Annotated in this window: 17 protein-coding genes; 6 read left to right on the top strand and 11 right to left on the bottom strand. The window is 66.1% G+C overall.

Annotated elements, in window-relative coordinates; translation table 11 throughout:
• The first annotated feature begins 25 nt into the window (after window positions 1–25).
• Window positions 26–595 (top strand): hypothetical protein, encoded by a 570-nt coding sequence (locus U5798_RS15005; RefSeq protein ID WP_124454443.1) that lies wholly within the window; start codon window positions 26–28, stop codon window positions 593–595.
• Window positions 596–739: 144 nt separating this feature from the next.
• Entirely contained in the window at window positions 740–1441 is a 702-nt protein-coding gene (locus U5798_RS15000) for a YebB family permuted papain-like enzyme (RefSeq protein WP_322082496.1), read from the top strand.
• Window positions 1442–1465: 24 nt separating this feature from the next.
• On the opposite strand, the gene U5798_RS14995 is transcribed toward U5798_RS15000, so the two are convergent.
• The 6 genes from U5798_RS14995 to U5798_RS14970 all read right to left on the bottom strand — a co-directional run bounded on the left by U5798_RS14995 (window position 1466) and on the right by U5798_RS14970 (window position 6148).
• Window positions 1466–1651, bottom strand: coding sequence for a hypothetical protein (locus U5798_RS14995; RefSeq protein WP_322082495.1), 186 nt, complete (start codon window positions 1649–1651; stop codon window positions 1466–1468).
• 53 nt (window positions 1652–1704) lie between these two features.
• Window positions 1705–2337, bottom strand: coding sequence for a LysE family translocator (locus U5798_RS14990; RefSeq protein WP_124454447.1), 633 nt, complete (start codon window positions 2335–2337; stop codon window positions 1705–1707).
• 145 nt (window positions 2338–2482) lie between these two features.
• Window positions 2483–3334 carry a hypothetical protein gene (locus U5798_RS14985; RefSeq protein WP_322082628.1) on the bottom strand — a complete coding sequence of 284 codons (852 nt, stop codon included), beginning with the start codon at window positions 3332–3334 and terminating at the stop codon, window positions 2483–2485.
• An 88-nt stretch (window positions 3335–3422) separates the two neighbouring features.
• Entirely contained in the window at window positions 3423–3755 is a 333-nt protein-coding gene (locus U5798_RS14980; protein WP_085038374.1) for a DUF2322 family protein, read from the bottom strand.
• 279 nt (window positions 3756–4034) lie between these two features.
• A complete protein-coding gene (locus U5798_RS14975) occupies window positions 4035–4931 on the bottom strand; it encodes an oxidoreductase (protein WP_322082494.1) in 897 nt (298 codons plus the stop codon).
• Between the two features lie 5 nt (window positions 4932–4936).
• Entirely contained in the window at window positions 4937–6148 is a 1212-nt protein-coding gene (locus U5798_RS14970) for an MFS transporter (protein ID WP_322082493.1), read from the bottom strand.
• Window positions 6149–6286: 138 nt separating this feature from the next.
• Here U5798_RS14970 and gcvA point away from each other — a divergent pair, with 138 nt between their 5' ends.
• Window positions 6287–7219 carry a transcriptional regulator GcvA gene (gene gcvA, locus U5798_RS14965; RefSeq protein WP_322082492.1) on the top strand — a complete coding sequence of 311 codons (933 nt, stop codon included), beginning with the start codon at window positions 6287–6289 and terminating at the stop codon, window positions 7217–7219.
• Here gcvA and U5798_RS14960 read toward each other — a convergent pair.
• Window positions 7123–7485 carry a hypothetical protein gene (locus tag U5798_RS14960; RefSeq protein WP_322082491.1) on the bottom strand — a complete coding sequence of 121 codons (363 nt, stop codon included), beginning with the start codon at window positions 7483–7485 and terminating at the stop codon, window positions 7123–7125. The genes gcvA and U5798_RS14960 overlap by 97 nt on opposite strands.
• Before the next feature lie 16 nt (window positions 7486–7501).
• A complete protein-coding gene (locus U5798_RS14955) occupies window positions 7502–8203 on the bottom strand; it encodes a flavin reductase family protein (protein WP_124454456.1) in 702 nt (233 codons plus the stop codon).
• Between the two features lie 228 nt (window positions 8204–8431).
• Here U5798_RS14955 and U5798_RS14950 point away from each other — a divergent pair, with 228 nt between their 5' ends.
• Together U5798_RS14950 and U5798_RS14945 are read left to right on the top strand one after the other, a co-directional pair.
• A complete protein-coding gene (locus U5798_RS14950) occupies window positions 8432–8758 on the top strand; it encodes a thioredoxin family protein (RefSeq protein WP_021160574.1) in 327 nt (108 codons plus the stop codon).
• A 10-nt stretch (window positions 8759–8768) separates the two neighbouring features.
• The gene (locus tag U5798_RS14945) at window positions 8769–9188 is read left to right on the top strand and encodes a secondary thiamine-phosphate synthase enzyme YjbQ (RefSeq protein ID WP_124454458.1); all 420 of its coding nucleotides are present in this window, start codon (window positions 8769–8771) and stop codon (window positions 9186–9188) included.
• Between the two features lie 23 nt (window positions 9189–9211).
• Here U5798_RS14945 and atsR read toward each other — a convergent pair whose 3' ends face one another.
• Genes atsR through U5798_RS14930 form a run of 3 tightly spaced genes read right to left on the bottom strand, consistent with a single transcriptional unit; the run spans window position 9212 to window position 12458 of the window.
• Entirely contained in the window at window positions 9212–11032 is a 1821-nt protein-coding gene (gene atsR / locus U5798_RS14940) for a hybrid sensor histidine kinase/response regulator AtsR (protein WP_124454460.1), read from the bottom strand.
• 1 nt (window position 11033) lies between these two features.
• Window positions 11034–11537: a molybdopterin-dependent oxidoreductase gene (locus tag U5798_RS14935; RefSeq protein WP_124454463.1), complete on the bottom strand. Its 504-nt coding sequence runs from the start codon at window positions 11535–11537 to the stop codon at window positions 11034–11036.
• A gap of 48 nt (window positions 11538–11585) precedes the next feature.
• Window positions 11586–12458: a response regulator gene (locus tag U5798_RS14930; RefSeq protein ID WP_322082490.1), complete on the bottom strand. Its 873-nt coding sequence runs from the start codon at window positions 12456–12458 to the stop codon at window positions 11586–11588.
• Window positions 12459–12818: 360 nt separating this feature from the next.
• Here U5798_RS14930 and U5798_RS14925 point away from each other — a divergent pair.
• A partial coding sequence (locus U5798_RS14925) for a sel1 repeat family protein (protein ID WP_322082489.1) occupies window positions 12819–13304 on the top strand: 486 nt, incomplete at its 3' end.

Here is a 13304-nt window from a genome sequence, read left to right as displayed (position 1 = left end):
GGCGTTTCTTCTTGTCGGGTCATTCATGCAGCCAATCAACACCCCGTGGAATTCGCTGGAAATCGTCAAGCTCGTGCTCGGCGTGCTGACGCCGTTGTCGGTCGCGTGTCTCGGCTGGCTCGTCGCGCGCCGGCTGAAGCGGCTCGAACTCGTGCAGTGGACCAACCAGAGGCTGATCGAGAAGCGGCTGGCGCTGTACGACGCCGTCGCGCCGCAGCTCAACGCGCTGCTGTGCTTCTACACGTGGATCGGCTACTGGAAGGACATCTCGCCGGACGACGTGATCCGCGCGAAACGCGACCTCGACCGCACGTTCCATATCTATCGCTACCTGTTCGACGACGACGTGTACGACGCGTATCACACGTACATTCACGCGCTGTTCGACGTGCATACGGGCCCGGGCCGCGACGCGCGGATCCGCTCGCTGATCCAGGCGCCCGACGGCGATCGCAGCGTGCACGGTTCGTACGAGTGGAAGCCGGTGTGGGCCGATCGTTTCGCGACCGCGAACGTCGTGCCGAAGGACGACGTGCTGCGGCATTACACGCAGCTGATGGAGCGGCTGCGCGTGGCGCTGGGCGCGACGCGTTGAAGGCTGCGGCGCCTGCGCGCCGCTTCACGCCGGTATCGAAATCCGCCACCGGGCGGCGCGAAACCCCGCCCTCGCACATGAAGCGGGTGCGGCGCACGGCCACTGCTGACATGCTCGCGCCATCACTACTCGTGCGAGGTCCGTATGGTCGTCGATACCGGCTGCCAGCCGCTCATGATCCGCTCGCCCGGCGCAGGCCGGCGGCGTCCCTTCTACGTGGGTTCTCCCGAAACGCATGACGTGCCGATGCCGGTCGAACCGGAGATCGGCGACATCGTGTTCATTCGCGTGACCGCGCGGCCGTTTCTCGAAGTGGCGAGCGCGACGCGCTCGTGGACGAACCACGTCGGGATCGTCGTCGGCGCGCGCGGCGGCGAGGTGCTGATCGCGGAGAGCACGTTTCCGCTGTCGCGCGTGACGACGATGTCGCGGTTTCTCGCGCGCTCCGATCGCGGCGCATGCGTGATCGCGCGACTCAAGCAGCCGCTCGATGCCGCGCAGCGGCGCCGGCTCGTCGACGCGGCGATGCGCCGGATCGGCGTGGTGTACGACACGGGTTTCAATCTCGCGTCGCGCCGGCAGTTCTGCTCGCGGTTCGTGCGCGAAGTCGTACGCGATGCGACGCGGATCGTGCTCGGCGACGTCGAGACCTTCGACATGCTGCTGCGCCGGAATCCCGATCATCCGCTCGGCTTCTGGAAGATCTGGTACTTCGGCCGGATTCCGTGGCGCCGCCGCACGGTGACGCCGGCGAGCCTGCTCGAGAGCGGCGCATTGCGGGTGGTGGCGGATACGCGCGAGCACGTCGAAAACGTGTCCGAACGTGACAATCCGGGCTGCGCCTGAATCGGGTACTGACGCAAGCCGGTGTCACTTCACGAAGGTCGCGCTCGTTTTCGATCCATCGGCGGTATCGGCTTGCGTCGTACCGGCCGCTCGTCGCGCAGCAAGCATTGCATCGAGCGGCACGAATTCCTCGCGGTTCACTCGTTCGTATTCGGCACGTACCTCGGGGTCGGCCAATGCATGCTCGCGCAGTGGGTCATATGGTGTCATTTCAAACCTCGCTTATTCGATTGCACCGGTGCGATTGCCTGATCCGTTCACAACTACGGACGCCCCGCCACCGCAAGCCGCGCGGCCAGCCCCACGAACACCGACCCGAGCAGGTACTGCGGCAGCTTCGACGGCCGGCGGCGCGCGCCGATCCGCTGGCTCAGCCGGCTCGCGGAGAGAATCACCGCGCCGTTCACGACGATCCCGATCAGGTTCAGCACCGTCGCGAGCACGAGAATCTGCACGGCGATCGAACCGTGCTCGGGCCGCACGAACTGCGGGAACAGCGCGAGCACGAACAGCGCCATCTTCGGGTTCAGCAGGTTCGTCGTCAGGCCCTGGCGGAAGATCGCGGCGGTCGAGTGGCGGCGTGGCGATGCGACGGGCGACAGCGCGGTCGCATCCGACCGGAACGTCTTCCACGCGAGATACAGCAGATACGCGGCGCCCGCGAAGCGCACGGCGTCATACGCGAGCGGCACCGCGACGAAGAGCTGCGACAACCCGAGCGCGGCCGCGAGCGCGTGGCAGTAGGTGCCGGCCTGAATGCCCGCGAGCGTCGCGAAGCCGGCGCGCCGGCCCTGGCTCACGCTGCGGGACGCGATCAGCAGCATGTCGGGGCCGGGCGTGGCGGTCAGCGCGAGACACGCGCCAGAGAACAGCGCGAGTGTGGAGAGGTCGATCATGGCAGTCCCTTTTGTCGGTGCGACGTAAAAGGGAGGTCAGTTTAGGAGCGCGCGCGGGGCCGGTCAATCGAACGAACGGACGATGGCCGGACGGTGCGGATCGTAGCGCGACGCATGCATTGCGCACGCGCGATCGGCGCACCGCTCACTGCTTGCGACACGCGACCTGATAGTCGATCACGGTGTTCACCGAAGGTTTGTCCGGCTCGCCGCCGACCGTCGTCACGCCGAGCACGCCGGCCGCATTCCGGTAGCGCAGCGCGCAATACCCCATCCCGGTGCCCGAACACGCTTCGGCTTCGATGATGCCGTGCTTCGCGAGCGTCGCCGCGCCGTCCATCGCGTCCGGCTGTTCGCGCGGGCGCAGCGGTTGCCAGCCATGCGCGATCAGGATCCTGCGTGCCGCGTCGAGCGGCTTGCCGTACACGTTCGGCACGGCCGCGCGGCCGTTGCAGTGCGTGCTTTCGGCGGCGACACGGGTTAGCCGCAGGCTGCCGTTGTCTTCGTGCAGTTCGCCGACCGGCGGCGCCGGGCCGTCGCCGCCCCAGATCAGCAGCGCGCCGCTGTCCAGCCGATCGACCGAGCCGAGCTGCCAGCCGGCCTTGCGCGCGGTATAGCCGAGTGCGACGAGCGTCGTGCCGTCGAACACGCCGATGTTGCCGTTGCGCGCGAAGCAGATCGCGCTCGTGCCGGCGCTGAAGCCGCTCGAGAACGTGACGACCGTGTAGCGCCCGAGCGGCGCCTCGGACGTCACGATCCAGTCGCGCTTCGCGACTTCACGGCCGGCTGCGGTGGTCGTCTTCGCGCGATATCGCGTGCAAAACGGATCGAGCGCCCCGTTCTCCGGCGAATGCGGCAGCACGCCGAGCGGCACCAGCGATGCACCGGCGATCTCGGAGGCCGTCCGCAGCGGATCGGCCGATGCCGTGCCGCCGAATGCGGCACAGGCAACGGCCGCGATCGCGGCGGCAGCAGCGAAACGGTGGACCAAGGGCAGGGAAATGAAACGCGGCACGCGGGCAGTCTCCGGAGCGAGAAATACGGACGCGACGATCGCGGCTTTCCGCGCGCGTGCCGCCGACGACTCAGCCTTTCGCGACGACGTCGATCCGCAGCGCTTCGCCGCCGGCGACGATCGCCAGCAGACGATCGACGTTCGGGTGCGCGCCCGGACGGTTGCGCGCGTCGGCCGTATGCTCGGCGAATATCGCGAGGCCGTGCTCGGCGGCGTTCGCGTCGAGCGTGCCGAATGCCTGCTTCAGGTAGTTGTACACCGCGAGCGAGCCCTGCTTGCCCGGCTGGTTCTCGATGGTCGCGACCACGTCGCCGTTCGCGCCGACGAGATCGATGCGCGCGACGCCGTCGATGGCCGGCAGTTGCGCGAGGTTGTCCTTGAATACTTGGGTCGGTTGAATCACTGAAAACACTCCGTCGGTTTGATCATGGGAAGGTGGCCGGCCGTATGTTATCCGATCGGCCAGGCTGCACTTTTCGACGTAACCGAGCGATTTGCACGTGGTCCGACCATCCGGTACGTTGACTATCCTGGGAACACCGGCGCCTGCTTGCCTGTTTGCCACGAAGCAGCACGAACAGGTTGTGAAGTGACGGATGTCATCGAGGATGATTGTGTTGTCCGCGATTGCCGGAGCGCGATGACTCCGCGGGCGATTCGATCCGACCGGGTTTCCCGGCTGCTAGCCCGGCCCATCGCTGGCGGCGGCGAGAAGCGGAACGACCAGATCGCTGATCGGCGTCGGAATGCCGTGAGATCGTCCGTATCGCTGCACGACGCCGTTCCGGCAGTCCCATTCGAGCGGTTGGTTGCCTTGCCGATCGGCAAGAATGGACGTACCCAAATCGGGCGGAAAGCCATGGAATCCGTCGACGATCTCCTGCGGCACTTCATCGCCCAGCTTCGCGCCCTCCGCCCGCGCGACCTCGAGACATTCCCGCAGGTAGGCGAGCGACAGTTCGGTAATGTCGCTTCGCGAGTACATGCCGGCGCGGCGACCGGTCAGCACCATGAGTCCCGCCACCGCGTTCTGCAAGAGCTTTCGCCAGGCGAGCGAGATGAAATCCTCGGCAACCTCCGGCGCGCAGCGCGTGCCGTGCAAAGCCGAGACCACCACGTTGCTCGCCGGCGTATCGGGCAGGGTGAGCCGGGGCTTGGCCCGCAGCCACACCGATGCGCCCGATTCGCGCTGCGCCGGAAACCAGACGACCGATGGCACGACCGTGGCGCCGGCCGCATACGGCGCGAACGCGGCTTGTTGCTCGACGCCGTTTTGCAGTACGCAGACGACGGTATTCGCATCGCATAGCGCGGAGACCCAAGGGGCCGCGCTCGCCACCTGCGTCGACTTGACCGCGACGAATACGAGATCGACCTTTTCCTTGACCGCTCGCGGGTCGGTCAGTACGGGCCCGGGCACGACGATCTCGCCGCCATCGAAGCGCAATTTCAACTGCTCGTGCGCCGAGCGGCCGCAGATCACCGGCGTGCGGCCGGCTTCGTGAAGGGCCGCGGCAACGGTCGTTCCGATTGCGCCCGGGCCGACAAGGCCGACGGTCGGGTAGCCAGACTTCGTCATGGTGTTCATCCTGTCGAGTCATCCGCCAGATGCGGGCGCAGCGCGAGGGCGAGCGGAAAAATCGCGAGGGCGGTCAACGCGGTCGCATACGTGGCGCCATGCACACCGATCCTGTCGCCCAGGAAACCGTAGAGAACAGGCGATAGCGCGCCCGATGCGATCGTCCCCGTGTAGAAAATCGCGAATGCGCGCTCGGTGCGCTCGGGCACGGACATCTCCGGAACGGTTCCGTACAGCACCGACGACGTGCCGTTGAGCATCATACCCAGAATCGGCAGCAGCACCATGGTCAGCGCCAACGGGAGATACATCACCGCGACGATGCACGCGGCCGTACCGCCCTCCGTGAGCAGCACCGTACCGACCACACCCATGCGTGCGCCCAGCCAGCCGCACATGAATTTGCCGGCCGCACCGCCTATGAAAACGAGCGCAAGGGCCGTTCCCAGCAATTGAGGCGAGACGCCTTTTGCCTTGAGCAGAAAAGGCAGGAAGGTAAGCAGTCCCATGCGTACCGCCGTGTCGAGCACGCCGATTGAAAACAGCGTGGGGAATCCGCTTGCGCCGGTACCACTGCGTCGAGCGGACGCGTGCTCCTTGGCCGCCGACTTTCCGGCGCTACGCGGCACGGCGGGAAACCAGAGCGCGATGACGGCGGCCACGACGCAACCCAATCCGGCGACGATCCATAGCGCGTGACGCCACGGCATCATGGTCACGAGCAGCGAAATGGCGGCCGGCAGCGCGGATTTCCCCAGGTCGCCGGAAAAGTTGTAGATGCTCAATGGGCCTCTCGCGTCGCGTCCGTAGATACGGGAGACGGCGCCCGATGCGACCGGATGCTGCGTGCTGGAGCCGCCGCCCGAAATCGCCAGCGCCACGCCCAGACCGAGCAGGCCACCCGACATGCCCGCGATCGCATAGCCGAGCGCGGCGAGCAGCGTGCCGATTGCGAGGGTCGTGCGGCTGCCCAGGCGTTGCGCGAGACGTCCCGCGGACAACTGCAGCGTCGCCATCGTGCCGGCATAGATGCCGCGCAGGATCGCCAGGGCCGCAAAGTCGAGCCCGAATTCCGACTGCCACACCGGTAGCAACGCGTAGATCATGTCCGTATAGCCGTCGTGCATGGCGTGCGCCACGCAGGACAGCCATAGCACGCGCCGTCGGGGTGGCGCAGTCTCCTGCATCGCGGGAGGGGAAAAAACCGGCAGGTGCATCGTGGTTCGCTCCGTGCGAGCGGTCGGCGGAAGCCGCTAGTGGTATCGCTTTCGCGCTCGATAGAGCAATTTTATGATCGAGGCGACAGCATTTTCAATTGAGCTAAAATCGCGTCACTGGAGAGAAAAAGTCACGTCATGAGCGGAAACCGGGACGCTGCGAAGCACTGGGGCGAGTTGCCCCCGCTCAACGCGCTGCGCGCTTTCGACGCGGTCGCGCGGCACGGCAGCTTCGCAAGGGCTGCGGTGGAGCTGCATGTCACCCATTGGGCCATAGGCAAGCAGATCAGGTTGCTGGAGGACTGGTTCGGCCTGCCATTGTTCGATCGTCGTCCGCGCGGTGTCGTGCTGACCGACGAAGGGGCCGCGTTGCTGAATGACGTCAGCCACGCGTTCGAGCGCCTCGGTACCGCGGTGGTGCGGCTGCGCCACGATACGTTCGCGCACCGGATCTCGGGCGTCGTGCGGGTGAATGTGCCGATGAGCTTTGCGCTTTGCTGGCTGCTGCCGCGGCTCGCCGATTTTCATTCGCGGTACCCCGAGATCGACGTCAGGGTGTCGACGACATCGCGCAAGTTGCGCTATGTCGCCGACGCCTTCGACATCGGTGTGCGTTCCGGTCCCGAGCAAGGTGCGGGCGTCGTATCGCGCCCGTTGATGCCCGACCTGCGCGTGCCGGCCTGCAATCCCGCATTGCTGCGCCAGCATCCGATACAGGGCGTGGCCGACCTGCGTCATCACGTCCTGCTGCATTCGGCCACGACGCGCTCTGCCTGGTCGCACTGGTTGCGGGAAGCCGGTGCATCCGATCTGCGGGCCGCGCGCCATGTCGAATTCGATCATGTGAATCTGCAGCTCGGCGCGGCCGTCGAGGGACTCGGCGTGGCCCTGGCATCCCTGCCGCTGATCGGGCGCGATCTCGCCGAGGGGCGCCTCGTGTGCCCGATCGCGTCGCCTGTATGGCGTGCCGACGACTACATGCTGGTGACGAACGCCGATCGTGCCGACGATGCCGCGGTGTCCGCGTTCGAGGCGTGGATGAAAGGCATGGCGAGCCGAGAGGCTGGATAGGCTCGCTGATCGGACCACGCGGTACACCTTCCTCGCTCGCCCGTGAGCAGCAACACCGCATACGCGAGGTGGTGCGCATCGACGACCGATGGCAGCGCACCGACACGCACGCCGAATGCGGTGCCGATCGGTTCGGTCGAGCGATCGGCAATCGCGGTGTCGATCCGCGCGATCGGCACGGCGATGCGCAGCGCCGGCAGCACGAGGCGGTGAGCCGCATCGACCCCGCCGGTGGAGGCGCGACGAAGCGCCGGATTCCCTGGCATCCCCCTGGGCGCTTCGTTACCGCCCGGTTCCGCTCAACACGCCCGCTTCACGCGCACGCTCGATGTCGGGGCTGCGATACGCGCGCTCCGGAATCTCGGCGAGCCGCGACGCATGCACCTGCTGCGGCGCCAGCCCGTAGAACTTCTGGAAGCTCATGATCAGCGGCGACCATTTGTCCGGATCGATGCGGTCCGCGTGGCCGTCCATCAGCAGGTCGGGATGCACATGCACGCGCTGGATGCGCAACTCGAAGATGCGGATATAGCCGCGCAGGTCCGGCGCCTCCTCGCCGATCCCGTGCGCGGCCGCGACGACCGCCTCCATGTGCACCGGGCATTCGAGCGCGCGCGGCGGCGCGACGGTTTGCGACGCGGCTTCGGTCAGCCCGGCCGTGCCGAACTTGTCGGGTTCGAATACGTAGCCTTTCGCGCGCTTGCCGTCAGGCACCGGATACGTGCCCGTCGTGCGCGCGATCCTGTCGACCGCGTCCGCCTGCGCCGACGACGGCAGGTTCAGCACGCATTCGCCGGTCCGCAGCAGGTTGCGGGTGGTCTGCGAACTCGCGGCGATGCCGATCACGCCGCGCCAGCCGAGCCAGAACGCGGACGAGATCGGTGCGAGATTGGCCGTGCCGTTTTCGTTCAGCGTGCTGACCAGCACGACGGGCGTGCCGAAATAGAGGATGTTCGGTTCGGTGACGCAATGCGGTGCATTCATGGCGGGTGCCCTCGGTGACGGATCAGTTCGCATGCTGATCCTGTCGCGGCGGCGCGGCGCTCCGAATCTTGTCGTGTCATTGCGGAAGGGGCGCGGGCGGCGTGCGCGCCGCAACGGGCCGGCCGGCATCGCGCGAGCTTTTCCGCTAGAGTAGGAAGTCGCAGGCCGCGACCGCCGCACCACGCGCGCGGGGCGCGGCCCCGTTCCGCCAACGCACACGAGGGCCTGATGGACACCGAGCAACGCTACACCGCCAACGCGCCGACGCGCGCGGAAGTCGACGCACTGGGCGGCGCCACCGTCATCGAATTCGGCGCGAACTGGTGCGGGATCTGTGCAGGCGCGCAGCCCGCGATCGTCGCGTCGTTCTCCGCGCATCCTGCCGTGCGGCACCTGAAGATCGAGGATGGCCCGGGCCGCCCGCTCGGCCGCTCGTTCGGCGTGAAGCTGTGGCCGACGCTCGTCTTCCTGCGCGACGGCGTCGAAGTCGCGCGCGTCGTGCGCCCGGCCGACGCGAAACAGATCGAAGCCGACGGCTTCGCCGCGCTGGCCTGAGGTCACGGCGATGCAACAGGCCCTCACGCACATCGGCGTCGACACGCGCGGCAGCGGCCTCGTCGAATTCACGCCGCAGGTGCGCGCATTCGTCGACCAGCAGGCGATCCGCACCGGCCTGCTGACCGTGTTCTGCCGCCATACGTCGGCGTCGCTGCTGATCCAGGAGAATGCCGATCCGTCGGTGCAGCGCGACATCGAACGCTACTTCGCGACGCTCGCGCCCGAGGACGATACGCGCTACGAGCACGACACCGAAGGCGCCGACGACATGCCCGCGCACCTGCGCACGGCACTCACGCAGGTGCAGCTGTCGATTCCGGTCGAGCACGGGCGCATGGTGCTGGGCACGTGGCAGGGGATCTACCTGTTCGAGCATCGCCGCGCGGCGCACCGGCGCGACATCGTGCTGCATCTGATCGGCGAGTAGGCGGGAACGGCCGATGCGCGTGCTCAGGCGAGCAGCTTCTCGACGAGCGCGCCGAGTTCGCGCAGATGAACGGGTTTCGGCAGGAATTCGTCGAATACCTGCTTGTTTTCACGCAGCGCAGCCGATTCATACGCGCTGACGCCGAGGATGGCCGGATACCGGCCGTCGTCGTCGGGCTCCGCGACCGCGCGAATGCGCCGCGCAACCTCGAAGCCGCTCAGGTCCGGCAGTTCGAGATCGAGCACGACGATGTCGTAGCGGCCCTTGCCGAAGCGCATGACGCCTTCCTGTCCGGTGCCGCACAGATCGGCTTCGATGCCGAGCGCCGACAGCATCGCACCGAGGGTTTCGCGTGCGTTGTCGTTGTCGTCGACCACCAGCGCGCGCCGGTCGCGGAGCGCGATCGCGGACGGCAGCGCGGGTGCGTCGCCGGCCGCGTGGCCGGCCGTATCGATCACCGGCACTTCGGCCGGCAGCGTCACGACGAATTCGCTGCCTTCGCCGACCACGCTGCGCACGTCCACATGCCCGCGCAGCGTCGTCACGATTTCGCGTACGACCGCGAGCCCCATGCCGATTCCGTCCACGTGCAGCCCGACCGCGTCGTTCGCGCGATAGAACGGCTCGAAGATCTTCGACAGGTGTTGCTTCGCGATGCCGGCGCCGGTGTCGCGCACGGCGATCTTCACCTGCTGGCCGGCCGGCGCGTCGACGACCGTGATCGACACCTTGATCGATCCGCCGACCGTGTACTTGACCGAGTTCTCGATCAGGTTCGACAGCACCTGCCGCAGCAGCTTGCGATCGGAGCGGATCGCGAGGCCGGCCGGCTCGACCTGTTGCGCGACCGCGATCCGCTTGGCGGCGATCTTCTCGCGCAGCGGCTCGAGCACTTCGGCGAGCAGCGGCGCGATGCCGACGGTATCCAGCTCGGCGAGCCGCTTCGTCGAGCGCAGCTTGATGTAGTCGGTGAGATCCTTGACGAGCGCTTCCAGCGACAACGCGGAATTCTGCAGCCGCCGGATCGTCTTCAGGTTTGCGTCCGACTGCGGCCGCGCGAGCAGAATCTCGATCGACCCGCAGATCGCCTGCAGCGGCGTGCGCAGCTCGTGGCTGACCATCCCGAGGAACGCGTTCTTCGCCTCGATCATCTCGAACGCGCGATCGGACGCCTTGCGCTCCGCGTCGAGCGCTGCATTTTGCCGTTCGAGCAGGTCGTCGCGCGTGCGCATCGTATAGAACAGCAGCAGGAACAGCGCGCACAGGATCACGCCGAGCACGATGCCGAGGGTCAGGATCGCGCGCTGCTTCTCCTTCAGCTGATGGAACGTGAAATCGCGCTGCGCCATCTCGATCGCGCGGAAGTAGTTCGCGAGGCCGTTGACCTTCGGCCAGTACGCATTGACTTCGTCGATCACCTGCCGCGCGTTCTTTGGCGCGTCGCGCAGCAACGCCACTTCGCGCTTCAGGCGCGTCATGAATTCACCGAGCGCGTCGATCTCGTTGCGCGCGCGCGGGATGCGCAGCCAGTACTGGGACACCTCGGACGGCCGCTGCAGGAACCCGAACGACACCGACAGGCTGTCGAGCTGCATCTGCACGTGCTCGAAGTCGTCGTCCTCGTGCGTCGCGTAGAGGATCAGCTGGCGGTCGAACCGCGTGTAGACGTTACGGTATTGCGCGGCGGTCCAGAACACGCCTTCGCGCGGCCCCTCGAGCACGCCCTCGTTGACCGAGGTGGCGAGGAGATCCCACAGCAGGAAGGCCCATGCGGCGAACCCCATGATCCACAGCGAGCCGAGGACCAGGATGATCTTTCTGTTTTTCCACCGCCGTCGCGTCATGTCACTTCACGGTCAGGCCGATGATCTGCCATGCGAACTTGGCTTCGCCGAGCGGCGTCTTCAGTTCGTCGGGATACTGGTCGCGCGGATACATGATCCACAGCGGGCCGTAGTTGTCGTTGCCGAGCACCTTGCCGTTCATCGTCCGCGCGAGGATCACGCCGTACTTGTCGGCGTCCGACACGGGAATCGTGAACGTGTACTCGTCGATGCAGCGGAACTCGATCTGCGTGCCGCGCGCGCCGACGGTCTTCAGCACGTCGGACAGGCGCGGGCCAGTGAAGGCCGCCTTCGGCGTCCAGCTCGTCGACGTGACGATCGTATGCTGCGGCAGCGCCATCAGTTCCTGCTCGGAAAAGACATAGGTCGTCTTCCCCTGCTGGTTGCTCTTGCTGATCTTGCCGTCGACGGTGAACGTGAACGACGAAGCGGCCCATGCCGCGGCAGCCATGCCGAACAGGCACGCCGTCAGCAGGCTCTTGATCCAGATGGTTGAAACACGCATGGCTTTCCCTCGGTCCTGTGGTTCGTGTGGTGGTTTGTCGTTTCGGTCTCAGTTCGCGGCGGCCGCGGCCGGCAACGTGATCTTCAGTTCGCGCGCCACTTCGGCGAACAGGATCGGCAGGCGCACCGGCTTTTCCTCGCAGCGCGCGTTGTAGTGCGACACGATGTGCGCGATCTCGTCCTCGCTGGCTTCGCCGGTCGAGATCTTGCCGGTCAGCAGGAAGATCGGCGCGCCGCTGTTCTCGCTCGAACGGATACCGCGCACGAGTTCGGCTGCCGTCTGGTCGCCGAGCATCCAGTCGAGGATGTAGCCGTCGAAATCCTCGACTTCCAGTGCCTTGCGGAACGTCGCGCCGTCGAAGTACGGAATCGCGTTCACGCCTTTCTCGATGAAGTATTCGCACACCGTCTCGGCGACATCCTGCGAATCGTCGACCACCGCGATCCGCGCCGCATACACGTTCGGCTGCGCCGAGCGCAGCTCGATCACGTCGACCGGATAGGTGCGGCCTTCGCGCGCGTGCTGACGTTCGGTGATGATCCATTCGCCCTGCCACTGCAGCGCGACGAAATCCGTCTCGATCTGGCTGCTGGCCTTCGTCGAGATCGCGGCGCGGCAGCGGAAGCGCTTCGATTCGACCACGAACGTCGCGTCGATCATCTCGGCGGCAGCCGGCTGCGTGCCCTTGTCGTCGAGCAGGATTGCGGGCGGCACGCCGAAATGGGTCGCGATGTCCTGCAACTGCGACAGATTCCACGGGATCAGGCCTTTCATCTTGCGCGTGACGACCGAGAAGCTCAGGCCGAGCACGTTCGCGATCGTCGTGTTGTGACTTCGCGGCGGAATACCGTTCCGGTTCAGTAGATCGCGCACCTTGTTGGCGGTCATGAGATCGACATTAGCCTGCTCGGTGGTGGACATCGCGATGGGGTCTCCAGGGGTTTTGATGAGGGTGAGCATATCAAACCTGACGCGCTACGCAAACTTTGAAAACGCGAAGGACCTTGACATGCCATTTTTCTCCATTATTATTGCTCACCACGTCACTATTGTTTGTCGCGTCATGTTTGGGGGTTGAAGCTGACGCCAGTCCGCACAGCGAAAAGCGGCAGCGATGAAGCAGTGACGGAACGATTCAAAGAGAGCCTGAGAGAGCCTAGGGCGCGTGTCGGCGTTGGCGGATGGAATTGTATCCGCTGCGCCGCACGCAACCGGGTACGAGCTCACGGGGTGGGATAGCTCGAAGAATTGCGGCGCCAATAAAACTTGAGGAAAGTACCAATGTATCGCCGTTTACTCGCACCGGGGCTGCTGTTGCTTTTGGCCGCGTGCGCGCAGGATCCGTCGGTTACCAGCAACACGGTGCGGATCTGCGACGACACAGGTTGTTCCGATCGCCCTAAAGATCAGGTCTCCTATCAAAAAAGGGACGACGCGGAGGACCGTGAAGATCCGCGCATCGCCGCGCTGAAGCAGACCGCGAAGACCCAGCCGAAGGCCGCCTACGACCTCGGCCTGCGTTATTTCCGCGGCGACGGCGTGCGCCAGGACAGCTACCAGGCACTCAAGTGGATGCGCGAGGCTGCCGAGCGCGGCGACCTGCAGGCGCAGAAGGCGCTCGGCAGTTTCTACCTGTTCGGCCTCGAGGAAATGGGCTCCGATGCGCGCGAAGCGGAGAAGTGGCTGTCGATCGCGGCCGCCCGCGGCGACAAGGAATCGAAAAAGCTGCTCGATCTCGCGCGCAAGGCCAAGAAGGAAGACGAAGAA

The sequence above is a fragment of the Burkholderia sp. BCC1972 genome (assembly GCF_905339605.1).
Taxonomy (GTDB): domain Bacteria; phylum Pseudomonadota; class Gammaproteobacteria; order Burkholderiales; family Burkholderiaceae; genus Burkholderia.
This window is presented reverse-complemented; position numbering and strand designations above follow the sequence as displayed.